Below are 20,812 nucleotides of genomic sequence, written 5' to 3' on the forward strand. Positions count from 1 at the left end.
TGCCGTCCGGAGCCGGGCGGCAGCGTAGGGTCGGTGGATGGGAACGCCTCAGACCCCGTACGACGCGGTGCTGCACGCCGCCCGCGACGTGGCCAAGCTGGAGAACGCCCTCGACGCGGAGATGCTCGGCGCGGCCCTGCTCGGCAGCGTCTACGCGGTCGCGGAGACCGACCGCGACAGCGCGGTGCGGGAGTTCGTGGCCGGCTTCCTGGCCGCCACCTCCCGTCGCCGCTCGGCCGCCGCGACCACCGTCCGCTCGGTCTTCGCCGCGCTGGTGCCCGACGCCGAGGGTGCCGCCCGGGTCCGCCCCGGCGCCGCCACCCCCGCCTGGGCCGCCCACCTCGGCCGGGTCCACCTCACCGGCTGCTGGTCCTACGGCGACGTGTACGGCGACCAGACCTCCTACCTGGCGACCTTCGCGTACGACGACCCGGCCGGCGGGCCGGCGCACGCGGTGGTGACGCTGCTCGACCACAACATCGGCATCACCAAGGACGTCTTCGTCGGCGGGCCGCCCGACCGGATCCTCGACCAGGTGCGGCAGATGTGCGCCGGGGACGAGCTGACCTGGTTCCGCGACGAGGAGCCGGCCCGGATGCACGCCGAGGTGGGCCGGCACCTGACGATCACCGACGGCCTGAGCGAGCTGCCCGGGGAGGGCTCGCTGGCCACCGATCGCGCCCTGCTCGGCGCCCGGCTGGCGCGGTTGCCCCACCCCATCCGCGCCGTGCCCGCGCCCGCCGTCGAGCCGCTCTCCGCCGCCGAGCGTACGGAGTTGGTCCGCCGGTTCCTCGCCTCGCCGGAGGCGGCCCGGTTCGGCCTGGACGCCGTCGACGGGGCGGAGCTGGCCTCGCTGCACTTCTGCCTCAGCCTGCTGCTGGACCACGCGGCCAGCTTCCCGGACGCCGACCCGATGCGGTGGAGCCCGACCGTGTCCGGGCTGTTCCTGCTGGACTGGGTGCACCGGCGGGCGGTGCTGGACATGGACGACGCCGCCCTGCTGCCCCGGGTGCTGCGCGGCTGGGCCGCGTACGCCGCCCGCAAGCGCGGTCTGCCGAAGCGGGCGGCGGCGCAGACCGACACGGCGATCGAGGAGATGGTGCCGGAGTTCGCCCGCCTCTACAGCACGGGTGAGCGGCGCAGCCCCGCCACCGCCGCCGTGGCGCAGTTGATGGCCGACGGCGTCGACCCGGACGACCCGGCCGCCCTGGACGCCTGGATCGAGGCCAACCGCCACCGCCTGGCCGACGAGGGCGCCTGACCGATTCCGCGCAAAGTCCGCGTTGATCGTGAGGTCGGCGGCGGTCGGGACGATTCACCCCGCCACCGACATCGTGGCGGACGGCCGGGTGGGGGCCGGGCGGTGGGCGGAGGACGGGTCAGCGGAGGGGCGCGAAGACGATGCCCGCGATCAGGGCGCCGAGCAGGGCTCCCGCGACCACCTGGGGCACGGTGTGGTCGCGCAGGCGGACCCGGGACCAGCCGACGAGCGCGAGCAGCGGCGCGGTCGCCAGCAGCGTGGCGCCGAACGTCAGCACCAGCACCACCACCGTGCCGGCGGCCACCGCCGAGTGGATCGACATCTTCCACCAGTGACTGACGGCCACGGCGACCACCAGGCCGAGCAGCCCGGCGGCGGCCAGGGCCAGCACCGGACGGGGCGCGCCGAGGACCGCGAGCAGGGCCAGGCCGGCAGCGACCGAGCAGAGGCCGAACAGCAGCGGGACGCGGCGCTGCTCGCGGACGCCCACGTGGTGGTCGGTGAACCGGCCCCGGCGCACCCCGCCGACGATGTACGCGAACGGGATGCCGCTGACGAAGAGCGTGGCGAGCAGCCCCCAGGCCAGCCCGTGCGCGCCCCGGGTGCTGTGCCAGCCGACCGCCACGGTCAGTAGGGAGACCAGCACCGCGGGCGCGGTCAGCTCGGTGACGAGCCGGGCGAGCCGCAGTGTGGGGCCGGGACGCGGCACGGCGTCCGGGCGGGTCGAGGGCCCTGCGCCCGTGCCGTCCGCTCCGCTCAGCGCTCCGCCTCTGCTCCGCCCCGGGCCGCGCCCGGAGCCACCCCGTCCACCCACCGGCGGCCCGACCCGCGCTGCGCCGTCGGGCGGCTCACCTGCCGTCGGCCGTCACCGTACCCGTGGCCGCCCGGCGCCGGCCCGCACTCCGGCGGGCTCGACCGTAAGGCGGGAAGCCACGCCGGTCGGGGACGAGGTCGGCGTGGGACCGGGGGTCGGCGTGGGGTCGGTGGGCGGCGGCGAGCCCGTGCTCGTGGGCGCCGTCGACGGTCCCGGGGTCGGCGAGCCGGTCGCCGTGATCACCGGGGACGGACTCGGCGAGAGGGTCGGCTCGGGCGAGGGCGACGTGGACGGGGAAGGGGACGGGCTCGGTGAGGGCAGCGGAACCGGCCGGCCGCCCGGCGGGCGCGACGGGACCACCGCGGGCGGGGGCGCGGGCCGCACCACCGACCCCGGGCCCGGCGCCGCCACGACCGGCGTACGCGGGGCCGGCGCGGCGGGCCGCCAGGTGCTCGGGGTCGCCACCGCGGGGGACGGGGTCGGCGGGGCGACCGCCGGCTGGTTCGTCGCCGGCACCGGGATCACCACCGGGCCCACGGAGGGCGTGGGCAGGAACGGGGTGCCGCTGTCGGGCAGGGCGCTGCTGCCGACCGTGGCGGAGCCGGTGCTGATCGCGGCGAGGATCGGCATCGACGCGGTGCCGGCGAGCAGCGCCACGGTGAACAGGTAGCCCCGGGGCGGCCCGCCGGACCCGGGCGCCCGGTGGGCGCCCACCAGTCGGCGGTAGCCACCGGCCGCACGGTGCCGACCGAGGAACGGGGCACCGGGGCCTTCGACTGGATCGGACACCGCGCACTCCTCCTCGTTGGCCTCCCGCCGACCGGGCCAGCGGCCGCCCCGCTCCGCCCGCGACCACGGCCGCATCGTCGACTCCGGCACCCACGACGACCTGCTGGACGACCGTCGGCTTCGCGACCGTTCGCCGGCCCGACGATCAGCGGGACACCGCGACGGCGTCCGACCCGATCCGCCCGGCGGCACCCACATCGCCGAGAGGAACCGGCAAACCGCCCGACCTGGGCCATCCTCCCGCCAATCAGCCTGCCCAGTGACGCACCGTCAGCCAACCCCCTACCGCGTGTCGACACGCGTATCTGCCCGAACGGTGACGAACCATCGCCGGATCGGCCGCGCGCCAATGGAACGGACACCCGGCGCTCCGTGTAACGAAGCGGGCCGCCCTCGCGGTGCGGGGCGGGCGTACTGTGGGCGCGCTCACGTGTGATGCGAATATGGACCACGACGGCAACGCAGCCTCGACCTCCGCGCACCCCCGCGGCAGGCGCGGCTGGGCGCCGGCGCTCCCGAACCGGGTTCGGCCAAGAATCCGGCTTCACGCCGCGCGGCAACCCCCACCGGGGCTAGGCGCGGCCGCCAGGAACCGGTCCGGCACCAGCCGGACAGGCGCACGAGTTGCGCGGCCGGGTGACCCCCCGGTGCCGACGCAGACAGACAGGGAGAGACGGATGGCAAAGGGCGACCCCGGGGTCTCCAGCCGCGGCCGGCGGGCCGCACCCCGCTCCAGGAAGGGCGCGACCGGCGACCCGCAGCTGGTGCAGTTGCTCACCCCGGAGGGTGAGCGGATCGAGAGCGCGACCGGCCCGGACGGGACGGAGTACCGCGTCGACTTCACCGACGAGGAGTACCGCGGGCTCTACCGCGACCTCGTGCTGGTCCGCAAGCTCGACGCCGAGGCCACCGCGCTGCAGCGCCAGGGCGAGCTGGGCCTGTGGGCCAGCCTGCTGGGCCAGGAGGCCGCTCAGGTCGGCTCGGGGCGTGCGCTGCGCACCCAGGACATGGCCTTCCCGACCTACCGGGAGCACGGCGTCCTCTACTGCCGGGGCATCGACCCGATCATGCCGCTCGGCCTGTTCCGGGGCGTCGACCAGGGCGGCTGGGACCCGAACGAGTTCAAGTTCAACATGTACACGATCGTGATCGGGGCACAGACCCTGCACGCGACCGGGTACGCCATGGGCGTCAGCATGGACGGCAAGACCGGGACCGAGGACGGCGAGGCGGTGATCGCCTACTTCGGCGACGGCGCCACCAGCCAGGGCGACGTCAACGAGTCGTTCGTCTGGGCCAGCGTCTTCAACGCCCCCCTGGTGTTCTTCTGCCAGAACAACCAGTACGCCATCTCCGAGCCGCTGGAGCGGCAGACCCGTGTCCCGCTCTACCAGCGGGCGGGCGGCTTCGGCTTCCCCGGGGTGCGGGTGGACGGCAACGACGTGCTCGCGTCGTACGCGGTCACCCGGCACGCGCTGGACAACGCCCGGCTCGGCCAGGGCCCCAGCCTGATCGAGGCCTACACCTACCGGATGGGCGCCCACACCACCTCCGACGACCCGACTCGCTACCGGATCGCCAGCGAGGTCGAGGCCTGGCAGGCCAAGGACCCGATCGCCCGGATGAAGGCGTTCCTGACCCGGCAGCAGATCGCCGACGCGGACTTCTTCGCCGACGTCGACGAGCAGGCCCGCACCGAGTCGGTGCACCTGCGCGAGCGGGTGCTCGCCATGCCCAACCCGGAGCCCGTGACGATGTTCGACCACGTCTACCCCACCGGGTCCCCCGAGCTCGACGAGCAGCGGGCGCAGTTCAGCAGGTACATGGAGTCGTTCGAGGGGAGCGCCCACTGATGGCCACGGAGACGCTCACCCTCGGCAAGGCCCTCAACACCGGCCTGCGCAAGGCCCTGGAGAACGACCCGAAGGTCGTCATCATGGGCGAGGACGTCGGCAAGCTCGGCGGCGTCTTCCGGATCACCGACGGCCTCCAGAAGGACTTCGGCGAGCAGCGGGTGATCGACACCCCGCTCGCCGAGTCCGGCATCATCGGCACCGCGGTCGGCCTCGCCATCCGCGGCTACCGCCCGGTCTGCGAGATCCAGTTCGACGGCTTCGTCTACCCCGCGTACGACCAGATCGTGTCGCAGGTGGCGAAGATGCACTACCGCTCGCAGGGCAAGGTCAAGATCCCGATGGTCATCCGGATCCCCTTCGGCGGCGGTATCGGCGCGGTCGAGCACCACTCGGAGTCGCCGGAGGCGTACTTCGCCCACACCGCCGGCCTCAAGGTGGTGAGCTGCGCCAGCCCGCAGGACGCGTACACGATGATCCAGCAGGCCATCGCCTCGGACGACCCGATCGTGTTCATGGAGCCGAAGCGGCGCTACTGGGAGAAGGGTCCGGTCGAGCTGGACGCCCCGCTGGCCGAGGCGTACCCGCTGCACTCCGCCCGGGTCGCCCGGGCCGGCACCGACGCCACCCTGCTGGCGTACGGGCCGATGGTGCGGACCTGCCTGGACGCGGCGACGGCCGCGGCCGAGGACGGCCGCGAACTGGAGGTCATCGACCTGCGCACGATCTCCCCGCTGGACCTGACCGCCGCGTACGAGTCGGTGAAGCGCACGGGCCGCTGCGTGGTCGTGCACGAGGCCCCGGGCAACCTGGGCCTGGGCTCGGAGATCGCGGCCCGGATCACCGAGGAGTGCTTCTACTCCCTGGAGTCCCCGGTGTTGCGGGTGACGGGCTTCGACACTCCCTACCCGGCCTCGCGGGTGGAGGAGGAGTACCTTCCCGACCTCGACCGGGTGCTCGACGCCGTCGACCGCACCTTCGGCTGGTGAGCGGCATGTCGCGGATCAAGGAGTTCAACCTTCCCGACCTGGGCGAGGGCCTGACCGAGGGCGAGATCCTCGCCTGGCTGGTCAAGGTCGGCGACGTCATCGAGCTGAACCAGCCGATCGTCGAGGTGGAGACGGCCAAGGCGGCCGTCGAGATCCCGGCGAAGTGGGCCGGCCAGGTGCAGGCGATCTTCCACCCGGAGGGGACCACGGTCGAGGTCGGCACGCCGATCATCGCGATCGACACCGACCCGGGCGCCGGGCCGATCGAGGCGTCTACGACCGGTGCGCCGGCCGCCGACCTGCCCGCCCCGTCGGCGGCGTCGCTGGCCGCGGTCGAAGTGGCGCCGGCCGAGGGCGCGGTCGAGCCGGGCCTGATCGGCGGTCCGGCCCCGGGTGGGCGTACCGCCGTGCTGGTGGGCTACGGCCCGCGGACCACGGCCGCCAAGCGGCGCCCGCGCAAGGGCGGCACCCCGGTGCCGGCGCAGGCGGCGGCCCCGGCCGCTCCGCCGGCTCCGGCCGCTCCGGTGGCTCCGGCCGCCCCGGTCGCGCCGACGCCGATCGCGCCGACGAACGGCCACGGCCGGGCCGGCGGCCCGGTGCTGGCCAAGCCTCCGGTCCGCAAGCTCGCCAAGGACCTCGGCGTCGACCTGTCCGCGCTGACCGGCTCGGGCCCGCTGGGCTCGATCACCCGGGAGGACGTGCAGCGGGCGGCGAGTGGGACCCCGGCGGCGGCCGAGCCGCTGACGGTGGCGGCCCCGGCCACGGCGGCGGCGAGCTTCGGCGCGGACCGCGAGCAGCGCATCCCGGTCAAGGGGGTACGCAAGCTCACCGCTGAGAACATGTCCCGCTCGGCGTTCACCGCCCCGCACGTGACGGAGTTCCTGACCGTCGACGTGACCCGGGCGATGAAGGCCCTGGACCGGCTCCGCGGCCGGCGGGAGTGGCGCGACGTGCGGGTCTCCCCGCTGCTGCTGGTCGCCAAGGCGGTGCTGTTGGCGGTCAGGCGCCACCCGATGGTCAACTCGACCTGGGCCGGCGACGAGATCGTGGTCAAGGACTACGTCAACCTGGGCATCGCGGCGGCCACCGAACGGGGGCTGATCGTGCCGAACATCAAGGACGCCGGCCGGCTCTCGCTGCGCGAGTTGGCGGACGCGATGACCGACCTGGTGCAGACGGCCAAGGCGGGGAAGACCTCCCCGGCCGACATGTCCGGCGGCACGCTGACGATCACCAACGTGGGTGTCTTCGGCGTGGACACGGGCACGCCGATCCTGCCCCCGGGTGAGTCGGCGATCCTGGCCTTCGGCGCCGTACGCGAGATGCCCTGGGTGCACAAGGGCAAGGTCCGCCCGCGCCAGGTCACCACGCTGGGCCTGTCGTTCGACCACCGGATCATCGACGGCGAGTTGGGCTCGAAGTTCCTGCGTGACATCGGGGACTTCCTGGCCGACCCGGAGGCGGCGCTGCTCGCCTGGACCTGACGGGTCTCGACACCAGCCACGGCCGGTGTGCCTCGGGTGAACGCCCGGCACACCGGCCGTGTCCGTTGGGATACAGAAACATCGGCTCCCGGGGCGGTTTGACCTTCGATTGTTCGGCTCGTGTCCCAGCTCACCTAATAATCGATGGAAGTTGGGGCCGTTCTGAGGTTCAATAGAGACATCAAGGGGCTGACAACCGAATAGCCAGGAGGAGAGACCACCATGAGCATGATCGAGCGAATCCGTAACCGCCGCGACGCCAACCGCCGCGCCCGTGCCATCGAGCACGCGCTGCGCTCCGCCAACTCGCCCGCGGTCCGCGAAGAGATCCTCGCCATCGCCCAGCGTCACATGAGCTGACGCCCAGATCGTTCCTCACCTCCTCCAGATCGATGGCCCGCCCGGTCCGCCCGGGCGGGCCATCGGCGTTTCACACCCATTGACACCGGGATTCCACCCCGCCGCAGCGCCCGGTACGGTGGGCTTCGGTCGTCGTCCGCCGACCGGGAGCAGGTCGAGTCGATAGAAGCCGCTCGACACCGCCCGGCCACAGGGAGTGACGGCCGGTGCTCCCCGGAAGCCCTCGGGCAGTCACCGGATACGGTGCGGGGAGCCGGCACGGTCGGCACACCGGCGACGCCGGCCACCATGCCGAGCAGACCGATCGGCAGCGGCGGCCGACAGGTGATGGAGGAGGCGCACACGCATGACGTCCGAGGGCACGCACCACCCCGGCCAGCAGCCGGACGAGGTGTCGCCGGGCGCCGGCGGACCGGCGCCGTACGGCGACCGCCCGGCGCAGCAGGGCAACGGCTACGGCGGTGCCCCCGACCTGGGCTGGGCGCCCCCGCCACCGTCTGGGCAGCCGAACCCTCCCGCCTGGGCCAACCAGAACGAGCAGCAGGCGGCCCCCGCCTGGGGCACCGGCCAGGCTCCGCAGCAGGCCGACCCCGCCCCGCCCGCCTCCTGGGGACCCCCCGGCGGGTCCCCACAGCCGGCGTGGGCCGGCGCGCCGGGAGAGCAGCCCGGTCCCGCATGGGCCGCCGCCGCCCCGCCGCATGCCGCCCCCGACCAGCCCGCCTGGGCCCAGGCCGAGCAGCCCTCCCCGGCGTGGGCGCAGCCCGAGTCCGCCGCGCGCGGCGCCGCCCAGGTCCCGCAGGCCGCCCCGGCCCCGCAGCCCTGGCCCGCCCAGGACGACCCCGCCCGCTCCGGCGGCTGGAACACCGAGCCCCCGCAGGACCCCACCCGCTCCGGCGGCTGGGCCGCCGGGCAGCAGCAGGACGACCCGAACCGCTCCGGCGGCTGGACGGCCGGACAGCAGGACGACCAGGCCCGCTCCAGCGGCTGGGCCGACGACGCCACCCCCGACGACCGGCCCCGGCAGGACGGCTGGGCCGCCCAGCAGGATGACCCGAACCGTTCCGGTGGCTGGGTGGGTGGCGTCCCGCAGGACGAGCAGGCGTCCCCGGCGTGGGCGCAGCCCGAGCCCGCCGCGCGCGGCGCCGCCCAGGTCCCGCAGGCCGCCCCGGCCCCGCAGCCCTGGCCCGCCCAGGACGACCCCGCCCGCTCCGGCGGCTGGAACACCGAACCCCCGCAGGACCCCACCCGCTCCGGCGGCTGGACCGCCGGGCAGCAGCAGGGCGACGAGTGGCCGGGCCGGGACGAGCCGGCCTCGACCCGAGGCGCGGCCTCGGTGCCGCAGCAGCCCGAGGACCCGAACGGCTGGGGCACCTCCGCACCGACCTCCACCCCACCCGGCCGGGCGGGCGTTCCCGCGTCCGGCGACGGCGGGACGCCGCCGTGGGGCCCCGCGGCCGAGAGCCTGCCGCAGCGGGTCGGCGGCCCGGCCGTACCGGACGTCGAGCCGTGGTCGGCGGACGAGGCGTGGGGCCGCGCCGGGGCGGGCGAGCCCGCCGCCAACCGGGCCGGCAACGGCTGGGAGACGGACCGCGCCGAGGAGCCGCCGATCTACCAGCCCCCTCCGGGCCCCGGTATCTCGCCGGCCAACGCGGTGCCGCTGCCGCCCCAGGAGCAGCGGGTGCCCGGCGCCAGCCTGGCCGCCGCCCCGCCGGCCGACTACGTTCCGCCGGCCCAGTTCGCGCCCGAGCAGTCCGCCCGGGAGGGCGGTGTGCCGGCGTACGGGCAGGAGCAGCCGGGCTGGGCGCAGGCCGGCTCCCGGCACGAGGAGCCGCAGTCCACCGCCGGGCCGGTGGTGCCCGCTCCGCGTACCTCGCCGGAGGGTGCCGAGGGGGCGGCCGGCAGCGTCTCGGCGAGCGCCGCGGTGCCGCTGGCCAGCCGGGTGATGCCGCCGGCCGACCAGCCCCTGCAGTCGGGTGGCACCCCCGCGCCGCAGCCCCGGGTGTACGGCCGGCCGGCTCGCCCGGAGCCAGCGGACGAACCGGCGCAGGACGAGCCGCACGGGCACCGGCCGGAGCAGGCGCCGCCGCCGCGGTTCGACCAGGGGCCCGAGATGCGGTTCGACCAGGGCACGCGGTTCGGCCAGGGCCCGGACGCCCGGTTCGACCAGGACACGCGATTCGGCCAGGGCCCGGACGCCCGGTTCGACCAGGGTCCCGACGGCCGGTTCGACCAGGACACGCGGTTCGACCGGGCTCCGGAGCCGCGCTTCGACCAGGGGCCGGAGCCCCGCTTCGACGACCGGGACCAGGGAACTGCCGCCTTCGGCGCCGCCACTCCCGTCGCGCCCGCGTCGCCGGCCGCGCCCCCGGCCTTCCCGCCGGGCGTGCCGTCCTTCGTCGACGCGCCGGCCAACGGCCGGCCCGTCAACGGGGTCCGGCCGCACGATGGCGCGGACCGCCCCGCCGAGCACTTCGGCACCCCGGCCGCCGGCGCCGCTGGCGGCGCGGCACCCGGCTACGGGCCCGCCCCGATGGCCGACTCCGCACCAGGCGACGCCTTCCCGCCGGCGTTCCCGCCGCCCGGGCAGCAGCCCGGCCCGTCCTCCTGGGACCAGGGCGCTCCGGAACAGGACCAGGGCCGGTTCGACTCGTTCAAGCCCATCGCGGAGCCGAAGACCGAGGCGCCCACGCCCAAGGTACGCAACGGGCGGGTGCTCGCCGCGGTGCTCGTCGCCGCGGTGCTGATCCTGGCGGTGCCGCTGGGCCTGCTCATGCTGCTCGGCAAGGTCGGCGGCACGGAGGAGGCCCCGGCCTTCGACCCGGCGGTCGGCAGCTGCGTCAAGCAGTCGGGCGAGGGCGCGGCGGCGGCGAACTGCGGTGAGGCGGGTGCCTTCACCGTGGTCTCCAAGGTGGACGCGAAGGACAAGTGCGCCGACCCGGCCCAGCCGCACGTGGTGCTCCCCGGCGACGGGGCGAACCGGGTGCTCTGCCTGAAGCCGGCCGGCAAGTAGCCACAGCACGGGGGCGGGGCCACGGGAGACCGTGGTCCCGCCCCCGTTCCGCCGGTGGGATGTGATCGAGCCCGCGCGGGGTGCCGCCCGGCCCGACCCGCCGCGTCCGGCAGACTGGGCTCATGAGCGCACGAGTACGGGCCCCCGAGCTGCGCGGTCGAGGCTGGCTGAACACCGGCGGGCGGGACCTGAGGCTGTCCGATCTGCGCGGCAAGATCGTGATCGCCGACTTCTGGACCTTCTGCTGCATCAACTGCCTGCACGTGCTCGACGAGTTGCGCCCGCTCGAGGAGAAGTACGGCGACGTGCTCGTCGTGATCGGCGTGCACTCGCCCAAGTTCGAGCACGAGAAGGACCCGGACGCGCTGGCCGCCGCCGTGGAGCGGTACGGCGTCCACCACCCGGTGCTCGACGACCCCGAGCTGGACATGTGGCAGCAGTACGCGGCCCGCGCCTGGCCCACCCTGTCGGTGATCGACCCCGAGGGCTACGTGGTGGCGACCATGGCCGGCGAGGGCCACGCCGAAGGGCTCGCACGCCTCATCGACGACCTGATCGCCACCCACGAGGCGAAGGGCACCCTGCACCGGGGCGACGGCCCGTACGTGCCGCCGGCCGAGCCGGAGACCACGCTGCGCTTCCCCGGCAAGGCGGTGCTGCTGGAGAACGGCAACCTGCTGGTGTCGGACTCGGCCCGGCACTCGCTGGCCGAGCTGGCCCCGGACGGGGAGACGCTGGTCCGCCGGATCGGCGCCGGCACCCGGGGGCGGGCCGACGGTCCGGCCGGGGCGGCCACCTTCTCCGAACCGCAGGGGCTCTGCCTGCTGCCCGCGCACGCCGCCGAGGTGGCCGGCTACGACCTGGTCGTCGCCGACACGGTCAACCACCTGCTGCGGGGCGTACGCCTGGCGGACGGGGAGGTGGTCACGGTCGCGGGCACCGGTCGGCAGTGGCGCTCCACGGTCGACGACCACGCGCACGACGCGCTCTCGGTCGACCTCTCCTCCCCCTGGGACCTGGCCTGGTACGACGACAGGGTCGTCATCGCGATGGCCGGCATCCACCAGCTCTGGTGGTTCGACCCGGTGAAGCGCACCGCCGGCATGTACGCGGGCACGACGGTGGAGGCGCTGCGCGACGGCCCGCTGGCCGAGGCGTGGATGGCGCAGCCGTCCGGCCTCTCGGTCTCGGCCGACGGCGCGCGGCTCTGGATCGCCGACAGCGAGACCAGCGCGATCCGGTACGTCGAGAACGACGTCATGGGCACCGCCGTCGGGCAGGGGCTCTTCGACTTCGGCCACGTGGACGGGCCGGCGCCCTCGGCGCTGCTCCAGCACCCGCTGGGCGTGTGCGCGCTGCCGGACGGCTCCGTGCTGATCGCCGACACGTACAACGGGGCGGTCCGCCGCTACGACCCGGAGGACGACCGGGTCTCGACGGTCGCCGACGGGCTCGCCGAGCCGAGCGACCTCGTGCTGACGCCGGCCGGCGAGGTGCTGGTGGTGGAGTCCGCCGCGCACCGGCTGACCCGGCTGGCGCCGGGCGCGCTCTCCGCCGCGGGGGCGAGCACCGTGGACGGCCCTCGGCACCGCACCGAGCGCAAGCCCACCGACCTGGCCGCCGGCGAGGTGACGCTGGACGTCGTCTTCACCCCCGCGCCGGGGCAGAAGCTGGACGAGACGTACGGCCCGTCGACGCGGCTGGTGGTCTCCGCGTCCCCGCCCGAGCTGCTGTTGGAGGGCGGCGGCACCGGCACGGAGCTGTCCCGCCGCCTGGTGGTGAACGGCGACGTGGCCGGCGGCGTGCTCCAGGTGACCGCCCAGGCGGCGACCTGCGACGCGGACGTCGAGCACGCGGCCTGCCACCTGACCCGCCAGGACTGGGGTGTCCCGGTCCGCGTGGTCGACGGCGCCGCCGCCCGGCTCCCGCTGGTCCTCCGCGGCCTCGACGCCTGACCGGTCGCGCTCGGCGTCAGGACGGCCTTCCCGCCGAGGCAGGCGTACGGCTGCTACGCGAACGGAGTGAGCGGCACCCCCGCGTCGATCAGGGCGGCGCGGACCAGCTCGGCGCAGCGGACCGCGCCGGGGGCGTCGCCGTGCAGGCAGATCGACTCGACCGGGCACGGAACGACGCTGCCGTCGACGGCGACGACGGTCCGCTCGGTGGCCATCCGGACGGCCCGGGCGGCCACCTCCTCCGGGTCGGTGACCAGCGCGCCGGGGGCGGTGCGCGGCACCAGCGAGCCGTTGGGCAGGTAGCCCCGGTCGGCGAAGCCCTCGGCGACCACCCGCAGGCCCGCCCCGGCGGCGAGTTGGGCGAGGACCGAGCCGGGCGAGCAGAGCAGCGGCAACCGGTCGTCGTAGTCGCCGACCGCCGCGACCAGCGCCGCCGCCTGGGCCTCGTCGCAGGCGGCGGCGTGGTAGAGCGCCCCGTGCGGCTTGAGGTAACGGACCCGGCTGCGGAACACCCGGCAGAACGCGTCGAGGGCGCCGAGCTGGTAGGTGACCTCGTCGCGCAGCTCCGCGAAGGCGTACGCGATGTGTCGCCGGCCGAAGCCGGCAAGGTCGCGGTAGCCGACCTGGGCGCCGACGGCGACCCCGCGTCCGGTGGCGGCCTCGCAGACCCGGCGCATCGTGGACGCGTCGCCGGCGTGGAATCCGCAGGCGACGTTGGCGGAGGTGACCAGGTCCAGCAGCGCGGTGTCGTCGCCGAGCCGCCAGATGCCGAATCCCTCGCCGAGGTCAGCGTTGAGGTCCATGGAACCTGACCGTAGTCCCTGGGCGCGCCTGCGCGAGGGGGGTCACGTCGTCCACCACCCCGACGACGGGGTACCCGCCGGTGGTCGGATGGTCGGCGAGGAAGATCAGCGGCTGGCCGTCCGCCGGCACCTGCACCGCGCCGAGCACGATTCCCTCGCTGGGCAGTTCCCCGGCCACCGCGCGGGGCAGCACCGCGCCGGTGAGTCGCGCGCCGACCCGGTTGCTCACCGGGCTCACCGCGTACGCGGTGCGGAACAGCCGGTCCAGCGCCGCCGGGGTGAACCAGTCGTCGCGGGGGCCGAGCCGCAGCGTCAGCCGCAGCTCGGTCGGCGCCGGCGCCACGACGGTGATGTCGACCGGGGCGGGTGGCCCGGTCGGCGCGCCCAGGGGCAGCAGGTCGCCGTCGCGCAGCGGCGGCGGGCCGAGCCCGGAGAGCGTGTCGGTGGCCCGGCTGCCGAGCACCGGCTCGACGGCGATCCCGCCGCCGACCGCGAGCCAGTTGCGCAGGCCGTCGCGGGGCGGGTCGATCCGCAGCACGGCGCCCGCCGGCACCGACAGCGGCCGTCCCACGTCCCCGAAACGGCGGCCGACCCGGACGGCGGTGGCCGTCCCCGTCACCGCGACCGTCGCGGCGCGGGGGAACCGCAGCTCGCAGCCGGTCAACGTAATCTCCAGGCCGGCGGCGGACTCCGGGTTGCCGACGAGGCGGTTGGCCAGCCGCAGCGCCGCCGGGTCGAGCGCGCCCGACCGGGGCACGCCCAGGTGCGCCCACCCGGCCCGGCCGAGGTCCTGGACGGTGGTCAGCGCCCCGGCGCGGAGCACCTCGACCGCCGGCCCGGTCACGCGGCCACCAGGCGCACCTCGGTGCCGGGGGTGAGCCGGGCCGGCGGGTCCGCGTGCACGTCGAAGAGGGCCGCGCCGGTCCGCCCGACCAGCAGCCAGCCGCCGGGCGAGGCCGCCGGATAGATCCCCGCGTACGGGCCGGCCAGGGCGACGGAGCCGGCCGGCACCCGGGGGCGCGGGGTGGGCAGCCGGGGCACCGCCAGCGCGGCGGGGAGCCCGGTGAGGTAGGCGAACCCGGGGGCGAAGCCGCAGAAGGCCACCCGGAAGGCGGTACGTGTCAGCCGCTCGACCACCGCCGGCACGTCCACGCTCCAGTGGCCGGCGACGACGGACAGGTCCTCCCCGTCGTACGTGACGGGGACCTCGACCGTTTCGGCGGCGGCCGTGCCGGCGGGGGCGGGTGGGCGGGGTGTCCAGGTGGCGATTCGCGCGGCGGTCGCGGCGGGGTCGGGCACGCCGTCGAGCAGGACGGTGGTGGCCGCCGGCACGATCTCGACGGCGCTCAGCTCGCCGCGTTCGCGCCGCCGCCACAGCGTTGCCCGCCATCCCTCCACCTGGTCGGCGTCGTCACAGTCGATCAGCAGGGCGTGCGCCCCGACGGGTCGGATCCGCATCCCGCCATACTCCACGACCGACCCGGGGCACCAGGGTCGACGGTCGCCGTCTCGCGTGACCGGACGCACTACTTACAGGTAACCTACGGTGCCGTAACCTGATGTCGTGACCACCTCCGCCCCGCTTCGACTCAAGCCGGTCGACATCGGTAAGCCCCGGATGCGGGGCTGGCTCCACACGTACGCGTTCTTTGTCGCCCTGGTCTGCGGGATCGTGCTCAGCGCGATCGCCGCCTCCCGGCCCGGCTGGGCACCCCTGGTGAGCTGCGTGATCTACAGCCTGACGGTGTGCGGGCTGTTCGGCACCAGCGCCCTCTACCACCGGCGGGTGTGGTCCGAGCGCGGCTACCAGGTCATGCGCCGGATGGACCATTCGATGATCTTCGTGTTCATCGCCGGCACGTACACGCCGTTCTGCGTACTGCTGCTGGAGCCCCGGCCGGCCACGATCATGCTGTCGCTGGTCTGGGGCGGCGCGCTCGCCGGGGTGGCGCTCAAGCTGGTCTGGCCGCACGCCCCGCGCTGGGTCTCCGCGCCGCTCTACCTGGCGCTCGGCTGGGTCTCGGTCGCGATGCTGCCCGACATCCTGCACCAGGGTGGCGTCACCGCCCTGGTGCTGCTCATCGTGGGCGGGGCGATCTACAGCGTCGGCGCGTTCTTCTACGCACTACGCCGGCCCAACCCGTGGCCCACGGTCTTCGGCCACCACGAGTTCTTCCACGCCTGCACGCTGGTGGCGGCGCTCTGCCACCACATCGCCATCTACTTCGCCCTCTTCGCCTGACCCACCGATCGACGCACCACCCGCGCTCCCGGCTGCGCACACGACGACGGGGCCCCGCCACGCCGCGGAGCCCCTCGATCGGCGTCGGGACGTCAGACCGTGCGGCGCGGCCGACGCACCTCGCGGTACTCCTCGACGACCCGGTCGTCCTGCACCGGCACGACCCGCTCGGCGACGACCCGGTCCTCGGCCACCGGGCGGGCGACGACGGTACGCCGGCGCGTGTTCCAGAAGTGGAGGGTGACCAGCAGGCCGGCCAGGCCGGCGAGCATCAGCACCCAGCCGACGACCGCCAGGTTGAGCCAACCCAGATCCGCCTCCACGGCGAACGCGAAGATCGCACCCAGCGCGATCAGGAAGATGCTGCCACCAAAACCCATGTCGTCGCCTCCTCGGCTGTCCCTGGCGTTTGCCTCCGCCGCGGCCATCGGTGAGGGTGCGGCATCCATCGACTTACCCAGGCGCTCTGATCGCCAATCGGGCAAGCTGGGGCCATGACGGACGCTCACGCCGCAGGACGGACACTGGTGCTGCTCCGGCACGCCAAGGCCGAGCAGCCGGGGGATGTGCCGGACGAACGCCGCCCACTGGCCGCCCGGGGGCACGCCGACGCGGCGGCGGCCGGCGCCTGGCTCGCCAAGCACGCCCTGCTGCCGGACGTCGTCATCTGCTCGACCGCCCGGCGCACGCGGGAGACCTGGCACGGCGTGGCGATGGGCATGACCGGGTCACCTCCCGAGGGCGGCTCGGCCGGCCCCGCCCCGGTCGTACGCTACGAGGCGGAGGCGTACGAGGCGCACATGGAGGACCTGTTGACGCTGGTCAGGCGGGTCGATCCGGCCGCCCGCACGGTCCTGCTGGTCGCCCACAACCCGGGCATCTCGCTGCTCTCCGCCCTTCTGGACCCGTTACGCGCGGACCAGGACGGCATGCGTACCAGCGACGTCGTCGTGCACCGGCCCGAGGTCGGGTGGGCCGACCTCGACCGGGGACGGGCTCCGATCACCGACCACCACACCGCACGCGGCTGAGCCATCCGCCGGTGCTGGCGGATGGCTGAGGGGCCGCTCTAGGTGCCGGTCGTGCCGCCGGTCGTCGTACCGCCGCTCCAGGTTGGCGGCACGACGGCGTCGGCTCAGGACGACGGTGCCGGCTCATGACGACGGTGCCGGCTCAGGACGGTGGCGCCGTCGGCGGCGGCGGATCGGGCGGCGGTGGCATCATCGCGGTCGGATGCGAGAGCCGGTTCTCCTCCACGATCAGGGTCCGCGCCCGCTTGCGGCGGTCCTGCCAGAACCAGAGCGTGGTCAGCAGTACGGCGAGCCCGGCCAGGATGAACACCCAGCCGACCGCGCGCAGGTCGACCCACCAGACGTTGGCCCTGATGGCGAAGGTGAGGATCGCGCCGATCGCGATCAGGAAGATCCCGCTACCAATGCCCATGTGCGCTGCACTCCCCCGTGCGATGGCTTCTGGGCGTTCTCTGCCGTGGTCCTGCGACGGTTACCCGCCACACCGCCCGGCTACCTGACTGAGGCCACCGAATAGCCGAGGCGCCCCCTCTTCCGGAAGCTTCTTCGGGCGGGGGCTCGCCCTTCCCAGTGGCAATCGCCATCCGGACACCCGGGCATGCCGCCCCAGCTCGCCCATGACGTCGAGGCCGACCACGTCGCGCCCGAGTGCGGAGCGTGACGGACCCGGAAGAATTTGAGAGCTTCACGGAGAGTCATGATCAGGCCGCCCGTCACCCAACCCGAGGCCGGCACGAATCGGAATAACAGGACGAGACCGGCACAGCTCGCCGCCGCCAGCCCCAGGCCTCCGCGTCGCCTTTGCTCTGCATCCACGGACGCGACGGACACCGAGAGTGTCTGGCGCCTCCGTGGGCGCAGAGCAAAGGGCGGAGGAGGGCGTCCCTCGTCGGCACGCTGACCGCAACGCTGCGTGATCGATGTGGTGACCGCGGGCCGATCGGCGGGCACGGCACCTCCGGGGACACCGACGGCCGGCGGGCTGCTGCCCGCCGGCCGTCGTGCTGACCTCTGCCGGGTCGTCACCCGGCCCCATCGCCGCGCCGCAGCGCGGGCGTGGCGTGACTCAGAAGGCCTCCTCCGGAATGTCCATGATGTCCAGGTCGGTGCCCTCGATGATCCGCCGGTCGGCGCCGATGCGGGGCAGCACCTCGCGGGCGAAGAACCGGGCGGCGGCCACCTTGCCGGTGTAGAACGCCTTGTCGGCGGCGGAGACCTCGCCCACCAGGGCCTTGAGGGCCACGTCGGCCTGCTTCTGCAGCAGCCAGGCGACGACCAGGTCGCCGACCGCCAGCAGGAACCGGCGGCTGGCCAGTCCGACCTTGTAGAGCGCCCGGGCGTCGCCGCCCTGCGCCTCGCCGAGCCAGCCGGTCAGCACCCCGAGCATGTTCTGGATCTCGACGAGCGCCTTGCCGAGCGCCTGCCGCTCCTCCTTGAGCTGGCCGTTGCCGCCCTCGGTGGCGATGAACTCCTGGATCTCACCGGCGACGACCATCAGGGCCTTGCCGTTGTCCCGGACGATCTTCCGGAAGATCAGGTCGAGGCTCTGGATCGCGGTGGTGCCCTCGTAAAGGGTGTCGATCTTCGCGTCGCGGACGTACTGCTCCAGCGGGTAGTCCTGGAGGAAGCCGGAACCACCGAAGGTCTGCAGCGACTCGTGCCCGAGCAGCTCGTACGCGCGCTCCGAGCCGACGCCCTTGACCAGCGGCAGAAGCAGGTCGTTGACCCGCTTGGCCGTCTTGGCGGCCTTCTCGTCACCGGCCGTCTCGGCCAGGATGATCTTGTCCTGCCAGCTCGCCGTGTAGCAGACGAGCGCGCGCAGGCCCTCGGCGTACGACTTCTGCAGCATCAGCGAGCGGCGCACGTCCGGGTGGTGGGTGATGGTGACCCGCGGCGCGGTCTTGTCCGCCATCTGGGTCAGGTCGGCGCCCTGCACCCGGCTCTTGGCGTACTCGAGGGCGTTGAGGTAGCCGGTCGACAGGGTGGCGATCGCCTTGGTGCCGACCATCATCCGGGCATTCTCGATGATCATGAACATCTGCCGGATGCCCTCGTGCTTCTCGCCCAGCAGCCAGCCCTTGGCCGGCACGCCGTGCTCACCGAAGGTCACCTCGCAGGTGTTCGAGACCTTGAGGCCCATCTTGTGCTCGACGTTGGTGGCGAAGACGCCGTTGCGCTCGCCCAGCTCGCCGGTGTTCTCGTCGAAGTGGTACTTCGGCACCACGAACAGCGACAGGCCCTTAGTGCCCGGGCCGCCGACACCCTCGACGCCGACCGGGCGGGCCAGCACGTAGTGGATGATGTTGTCGCTCAGGTCGTGCTCGGCCGAGGTGATGAAGCGCTTCACGCCCTCGATGTGCCAGGAGCCGTCGGGCTGCGGGATGGCACGGGCCCGGCCGGCGCCCACGTCCGAGCCGGCGTCCGGCTCGGTGAGCACCATCGTGGAGCCCCACTGCTTGTCGGCGAAGAGCTTGGCCCACTTCTTCTGCTGCTCGGTGCCCTCGACGTGCAGCACGTGCGCGAAGGACGGGCCGGAGGAGTACATCCAGACCGCGGCGTTGGCGCCGAGCACCAGTTCGGCGAGGGACCAGACCAGCGCCCGCGGCGCGTTGCTGCCGTCCAGCTCCGCCGGGAGCTCCAGCCGCCAGAACTCGGAGTTCATGAACGCCTGGTACGACTTCTTGAACGACTCGGGCAGCGGCGCGGTGTGCGTGGCCGGGTCGAAGACCGGCGGGTTGCGGTCGCTGTCCAGGTAGCTGGCGGCCAGGTCCTCCCGGGCGAGGCGGTCGACCTCGGCGAGGATGTCGCGCGCGGTGTCGACGTCCAGCTCCGTGTACGGCTCCTGGCCGAACGCCCGGTCCGCCCCGAAGACCTCGAAGAGGTTGAACTCGAGGTCCCGAAGATTGCTCTTGTAGTGGGTCATGCTCGCTGGCCCCGCTTCCGGACAGGTGTTACCGATCAGTAACCCCGACTCTATTACTCGCGGGTAGGAAGCGACAAGCCGATCTCGGAAGTGACAGCGATTACACAGGTCCCGTTCTGGTTGCCGCGACCACCCCGACACCCTCCCGCGACGGCCGCCGGCCTCAGCTCTCGGCCGCGCCGACCTCCCAGCTCGGCACGGCCGCGGTCGCGGTCGTGCCGCCGCGCGAGCCCGTGTACTCCATCAGGACCAGGGCGATGTCGTCGTCGAGCCGGCCGTGCACCCATTCCTTCAGAGCGGTCTCCAGCGAGGCGAGCCCGTCGGCGACGGTGCCGTGGCCGAGCAGCCGCCAGGCCCGGTCGGCGGTCGGGAAGAACTCCCCGTCCCGGCGCGCCTCGCCGAGCCCGTCGGTGAAGAGCAGCAGCCGGTCGCCGGGCTCCAGCCGCTCGACCCGGGGCCGGACCACCGGCATGAAGCCCAGCGGCGGGGCCGGGGCCGGCGGTTCGAGCGGGATGACGGCGCCTCGGCGCAGCAGCAGCGGCGGCGGGTGACCGCAGTTGACGATGGTGAGCGTGCCGCCCCGCTCCTCGACCAACGCGGCGGTGACGAAGTCCTCGTCGCCCACGCTCCGGGCCACCGCCCGGTCCAGGTCGGTCACGATCGCCCGTAGGTCGGCCCGCTCGTACGCCACGTGCCGGTACGAACCCAGCACGATGCTTGCCAGCCGGACGGCGTCCAGTCCCTTGCCGCGCACGTCGCCGATGATCATCCGCACCCCGTACGGCGTGTCGATCGCCTCGTACAGGTCCCCGCCGATCTCGGCGGTGGCGGTGGAGGAGATGTAGCGGGCGGCGACCGAGAGACTGCCGACCTGCGGCCCGAGCGGGCGCAGCACGGCCTGCTGCGCCACCGCCGCCAGCCGGGACAACTCGGCGATCTGCTCGGCCTGCCGTTGCCGTACGGCCGCCGTGGCCGCCGCGATCCCGGTGCCCAGCGCGATGCACGTGACGGCTACCGCGGTGGAGAGCGACACGGTCTGCTCGCCGAGGGCGAAGCCCGCCCCGAGCGCCGTGGCGGCGGCACCCACCCCGAGCACGATCCGCCACGACGCCAGCGCGGCGGCCAGGAAGGGCGCGGCGACCATGAGCGCGATGTAGTTCGCCGACCGCCCGTCGGCCAGCTCGACCGCCGAGACGATCGCGAGCAGGACGACGGCCGCGCCGAGGCCGGCGCGGGATCCGGGGCTCAGTGGGCCGCGGCCCGACTGGAAGGGTTTCGTGCGTACGAGGGACAGCATG

Annotated in this window: 18 protein-coding genes; 10 read left to right on the forward strand and 8 right to left on the reverse strand. The window is 74.3% G+C overall.

The features are described 5' to 3' along the window. The first annotated feature begins 37 nt into the window (after positions 1–37). A complete protein-coding gene (locus ABT006_RS02800) occupies positions 38–1,261 on the forward strand; it encodes a hypothetical protein (protein ID WP_350702246.1) in 1,224 nt (407 codons plus the stop codon). 118 nt (positions 1,262–1,379) lie between these two features. On the opposite strand, the gene ABT006_RS02805 is transcribed toward ABT006_RS02800, so the two are convergent. Then, the gene (locus tag ABT006_RS02805) at positions 1,380–1,970 is read right to left on the reverse strand and encodes a phosphatase PAP2 family protein (protein ID WP_350702248.1); all 591 of its coding nucleotides are present in this window, start codon (positions 1,968–1,970) and stop codon (positions 1,380–1,382) included. Between the two features lie 247 nt (positions 1,971–2,217). Between ABT006_RS02805 and ABT006_RS02810 the strand changes: the two genes are divergently transcribed. The 7 genes from ABT006_RS02810 (at position 2,218) to ABT006_RS02840 (ending at position 12,515) form a co-directional block, all read left to right on the forward strand. Then, positions 2,218–2,745, forward strand: coding sequence for a hypothetical protein (locus tag ABT006_RS02810; protein WP_350702250.1), 528 nt, complete (start codon positions 2,218–2,220; stop codon positions 2,743–2,745). 796 nt (positions 2,746–3,541) lie between these two features. Then, on the forward strand, positions 3,542–4,717 hold the full coding sequence (pdhA, locus tag ABT006_RS02815) for a pyruvate dehydrogenase (acetyl-transferring) E1 component subunit alpha (protein ID WP_350702252.1): 1,176 nt from the start codon (positions 3,542–3,544) through the stop codon (positions 4,715–4,717). Further along, complete coding sequence (locus ABT006_RS02820; protein ID WP_350702254.1) at positions 4,717–5,706, forward strand: alpha-ketoacid dehydrogenase subunit beta; 990 nt, start codon at positions 4,717–4,719, stop codon at positions 5,704–5,706. The genes pdhA and ABT006_RS02820 overlap by 1 nt, the downstream gene beginning before the upstream one ends. A gap of 5 nt (positions 5,707–5,711) precedes the next feature. Beyond that, a complete protein-coding gene (locus tag ABT006_RS02825) occupies positions 5,712–7,190 on the forward strand; it encodes a dihydrolipoamide acetyltransferase family protein (RefSeq protein ID WP_350702706.1) in 1,479 nt (492 codons plus the stop codon). Between the two features lie 222 nt (positions 7,191–7,412). After that, entirely contained in the window at positions 7,413–7,550 is a 138-nt protein-coding gene (locus ABT006_RS02830) for a hypothetical protein (RefSeq protein WP_165947779.1), read from the forward strand. Positions 7,551–7,896: 346 nt separating this feature from the next. Then, positions 7,897–10,560 (forward strand): LppU/SCO3897 family protein, encoded by a 2,664-nt coding sequence (locus ABT006_RS02835; protein WP_350702256.1) that lies wholly within the window; start codon positions 7,897–7,899, stop codon positions 10,558–10,560. A 122-nt stretch (positions 10,561–10,682) separates the two neighbouring features. After that, positions 10,683–12,515 (forward strand): NHL domain-containing thioredoxin family protein, encoded by a 1,833-nt coding sequence (locus ABT006_RS02840; RefSeq protein ID WP_350702258.1) that lies wholly within the window; start codon positions 10,683–10,685, stop codon positions 12,513–12,515. Between the two features lie 53 nt (positions 12,516–12,568). On the opposite strand, the gene ABT006_RS02845 is transcribed toward ABT006_RS02840, so the two are convergent. Genes ABT006_RS02845 through ABT006_RS02855 form a run of 3 tightly spaced genes read right to left on the reverse strand, consistent with a single transcriptional unit; the run spans position 12,569 to position 14,776 of the window. Beyond that, a complete protein-coding gene (locus tag ABT006_RS02845; RefSeq protein ID WP_350702260.1) occupies positions 12,569–13,318 on the reverse strand; it encodes a LamB/YcsF family protein in 750 nt (249 codons plus the stop codon). Beyond that, positions 13,302–14,162 carry a 5-oxoprolinase subunit C family protein gene (locus ABT006_RS02850; RefSeq protein ID WP_350702262.1) on the reverse strand — a complete coding sequence of 287 codons (861 nt, stop codon included), beginning with the start codon at positions 14,160–14,162 and terminating at the stop codon, positions 13,302–13,304. Before ABT006_RS02850 ends, ABT006_RS02845 begins: the two co-directional genes overlap by 17 nt. Beyond that, the gene (locus ABT006_RS02855; RefSeq protein ID WP_350702264.1) at positions 14,159–14,776 is read right to left on the reverse strand and encodes a 5-oxoprolinase subunit B family protein; all 618 of its coding nucleotides are present in this window, start codon (positions 14,774–14,776) and stop codon (positions 14,159–14,161) included. The genes ABT006_RS02850 and ABT006_RS02855 overlap by 4 nt, the downstream gene beginning before the upstream one ends. A 106-nt stretch (positions 14,777–14,882) precedes the next feature. Here ABT006_RS02855 and trhA point away from each other — a divergent pair, with 106 nt between their 5' ends. Beyond that, positions 14,883–15,560, forward strand: coding sequence for a PAQR family membrane homeostasis protein TrhA (gene trhA, locus ABT006_RS02860; RefSeq protein WP_350702265.1), 678 nt, complete (start codon positions 14,883–14,885; stop codon positions 15,558–15,560). A 92-nt stretch (positions 15,561–15,652) separates the two neighbouring features. Here trhA and ABT006_RS02865 read toward each other — a convergent pair whose 3' ends face one another. Further along, on the reverse strand, positions 15,653–15,940 hold the full coding sequence (locus tag ABT006_RS02865) for a DUF6458 family protein (RefSeq protein WP_350702267.1): 288 nt from the start codon (positions 15,938–15,940) through the stop codon (positions 15,653–15,655). A 114-nt stretch (positions 15,941–16,054) separates the two neighbouring features. Between ABT006_RS02865 and ABT006_RS02870 the strand changes: the two genes are divergently transcribed. After that, positions 16,055–16,591, forward strand: coding sequence for a SixA phosphatase family protein (locus ABT006_RS02870; protein WP_350702269.1), 537 nt, complete (start codon positions 16,055–16,057; stop codon positions 16,589–16,591). A 142-nt stretch (positions 16,592–16,733) separates the two neighbouring features. On the opposite strand, the gene ABT006_RS02875 is transcribed toward ABT006_RS02870, so the two are convergent. The 3 genes from ABT006_RS02875 to ABT006_RS02885 all read right to left on the reverse strand — a co-directional run bounded on the left by ABT006_RS02875 (position 16,734) and on the right by ABT006_RS02885 (position 20,811). Beyond that, positions 16,734–17,003: a DUF6458 family protein gene (locus ABT006_RS02875; RefSeq protein WP_043961115.1), complete on the reverse strand. Its 270-nt coding sequence runs from the start codon at positions 17,001–17,003 to the stop codon at positions 16,734–16,736. Between the two features lie 654 nt (positions 17,004–17,657). Next, entirely contained in the window at positions 17,658–19,514 is a 1,857-nt protein-coding gene (locus ABT006_RS02880; RefSeq protein ID WP_350702271.1) for an acyl-CoA dehydrogenase, read from the reverse strand. 163 nt (positions 19,515–19,677) lie between these two features. After that, positions 19,678–20,811 carry a PP2C family protein-serine/threonine phosphatase gene (locus tag ABT006_RS02885; RefSeq protein ID WP_350702273.1) on the reverse strand — a complete coding sequence of 378 codons (1,134 nt, stop codon included), beginning with the start codon at positions 20,809–20,811 and terminating at the stop codon, positions 19,678–19,680. Between the last annotated feature and the right edge of the window lies 1 nt (position 20,812).

It is taken from the genome of Micromonospora sp. NPDC002717 (assembly GCF_040295705.1).
Lineage (GTDB): Bacteria > Actinomycetota > Actinomycetes > Mycobacteriales > Micromonosporaceae > Micromonospora.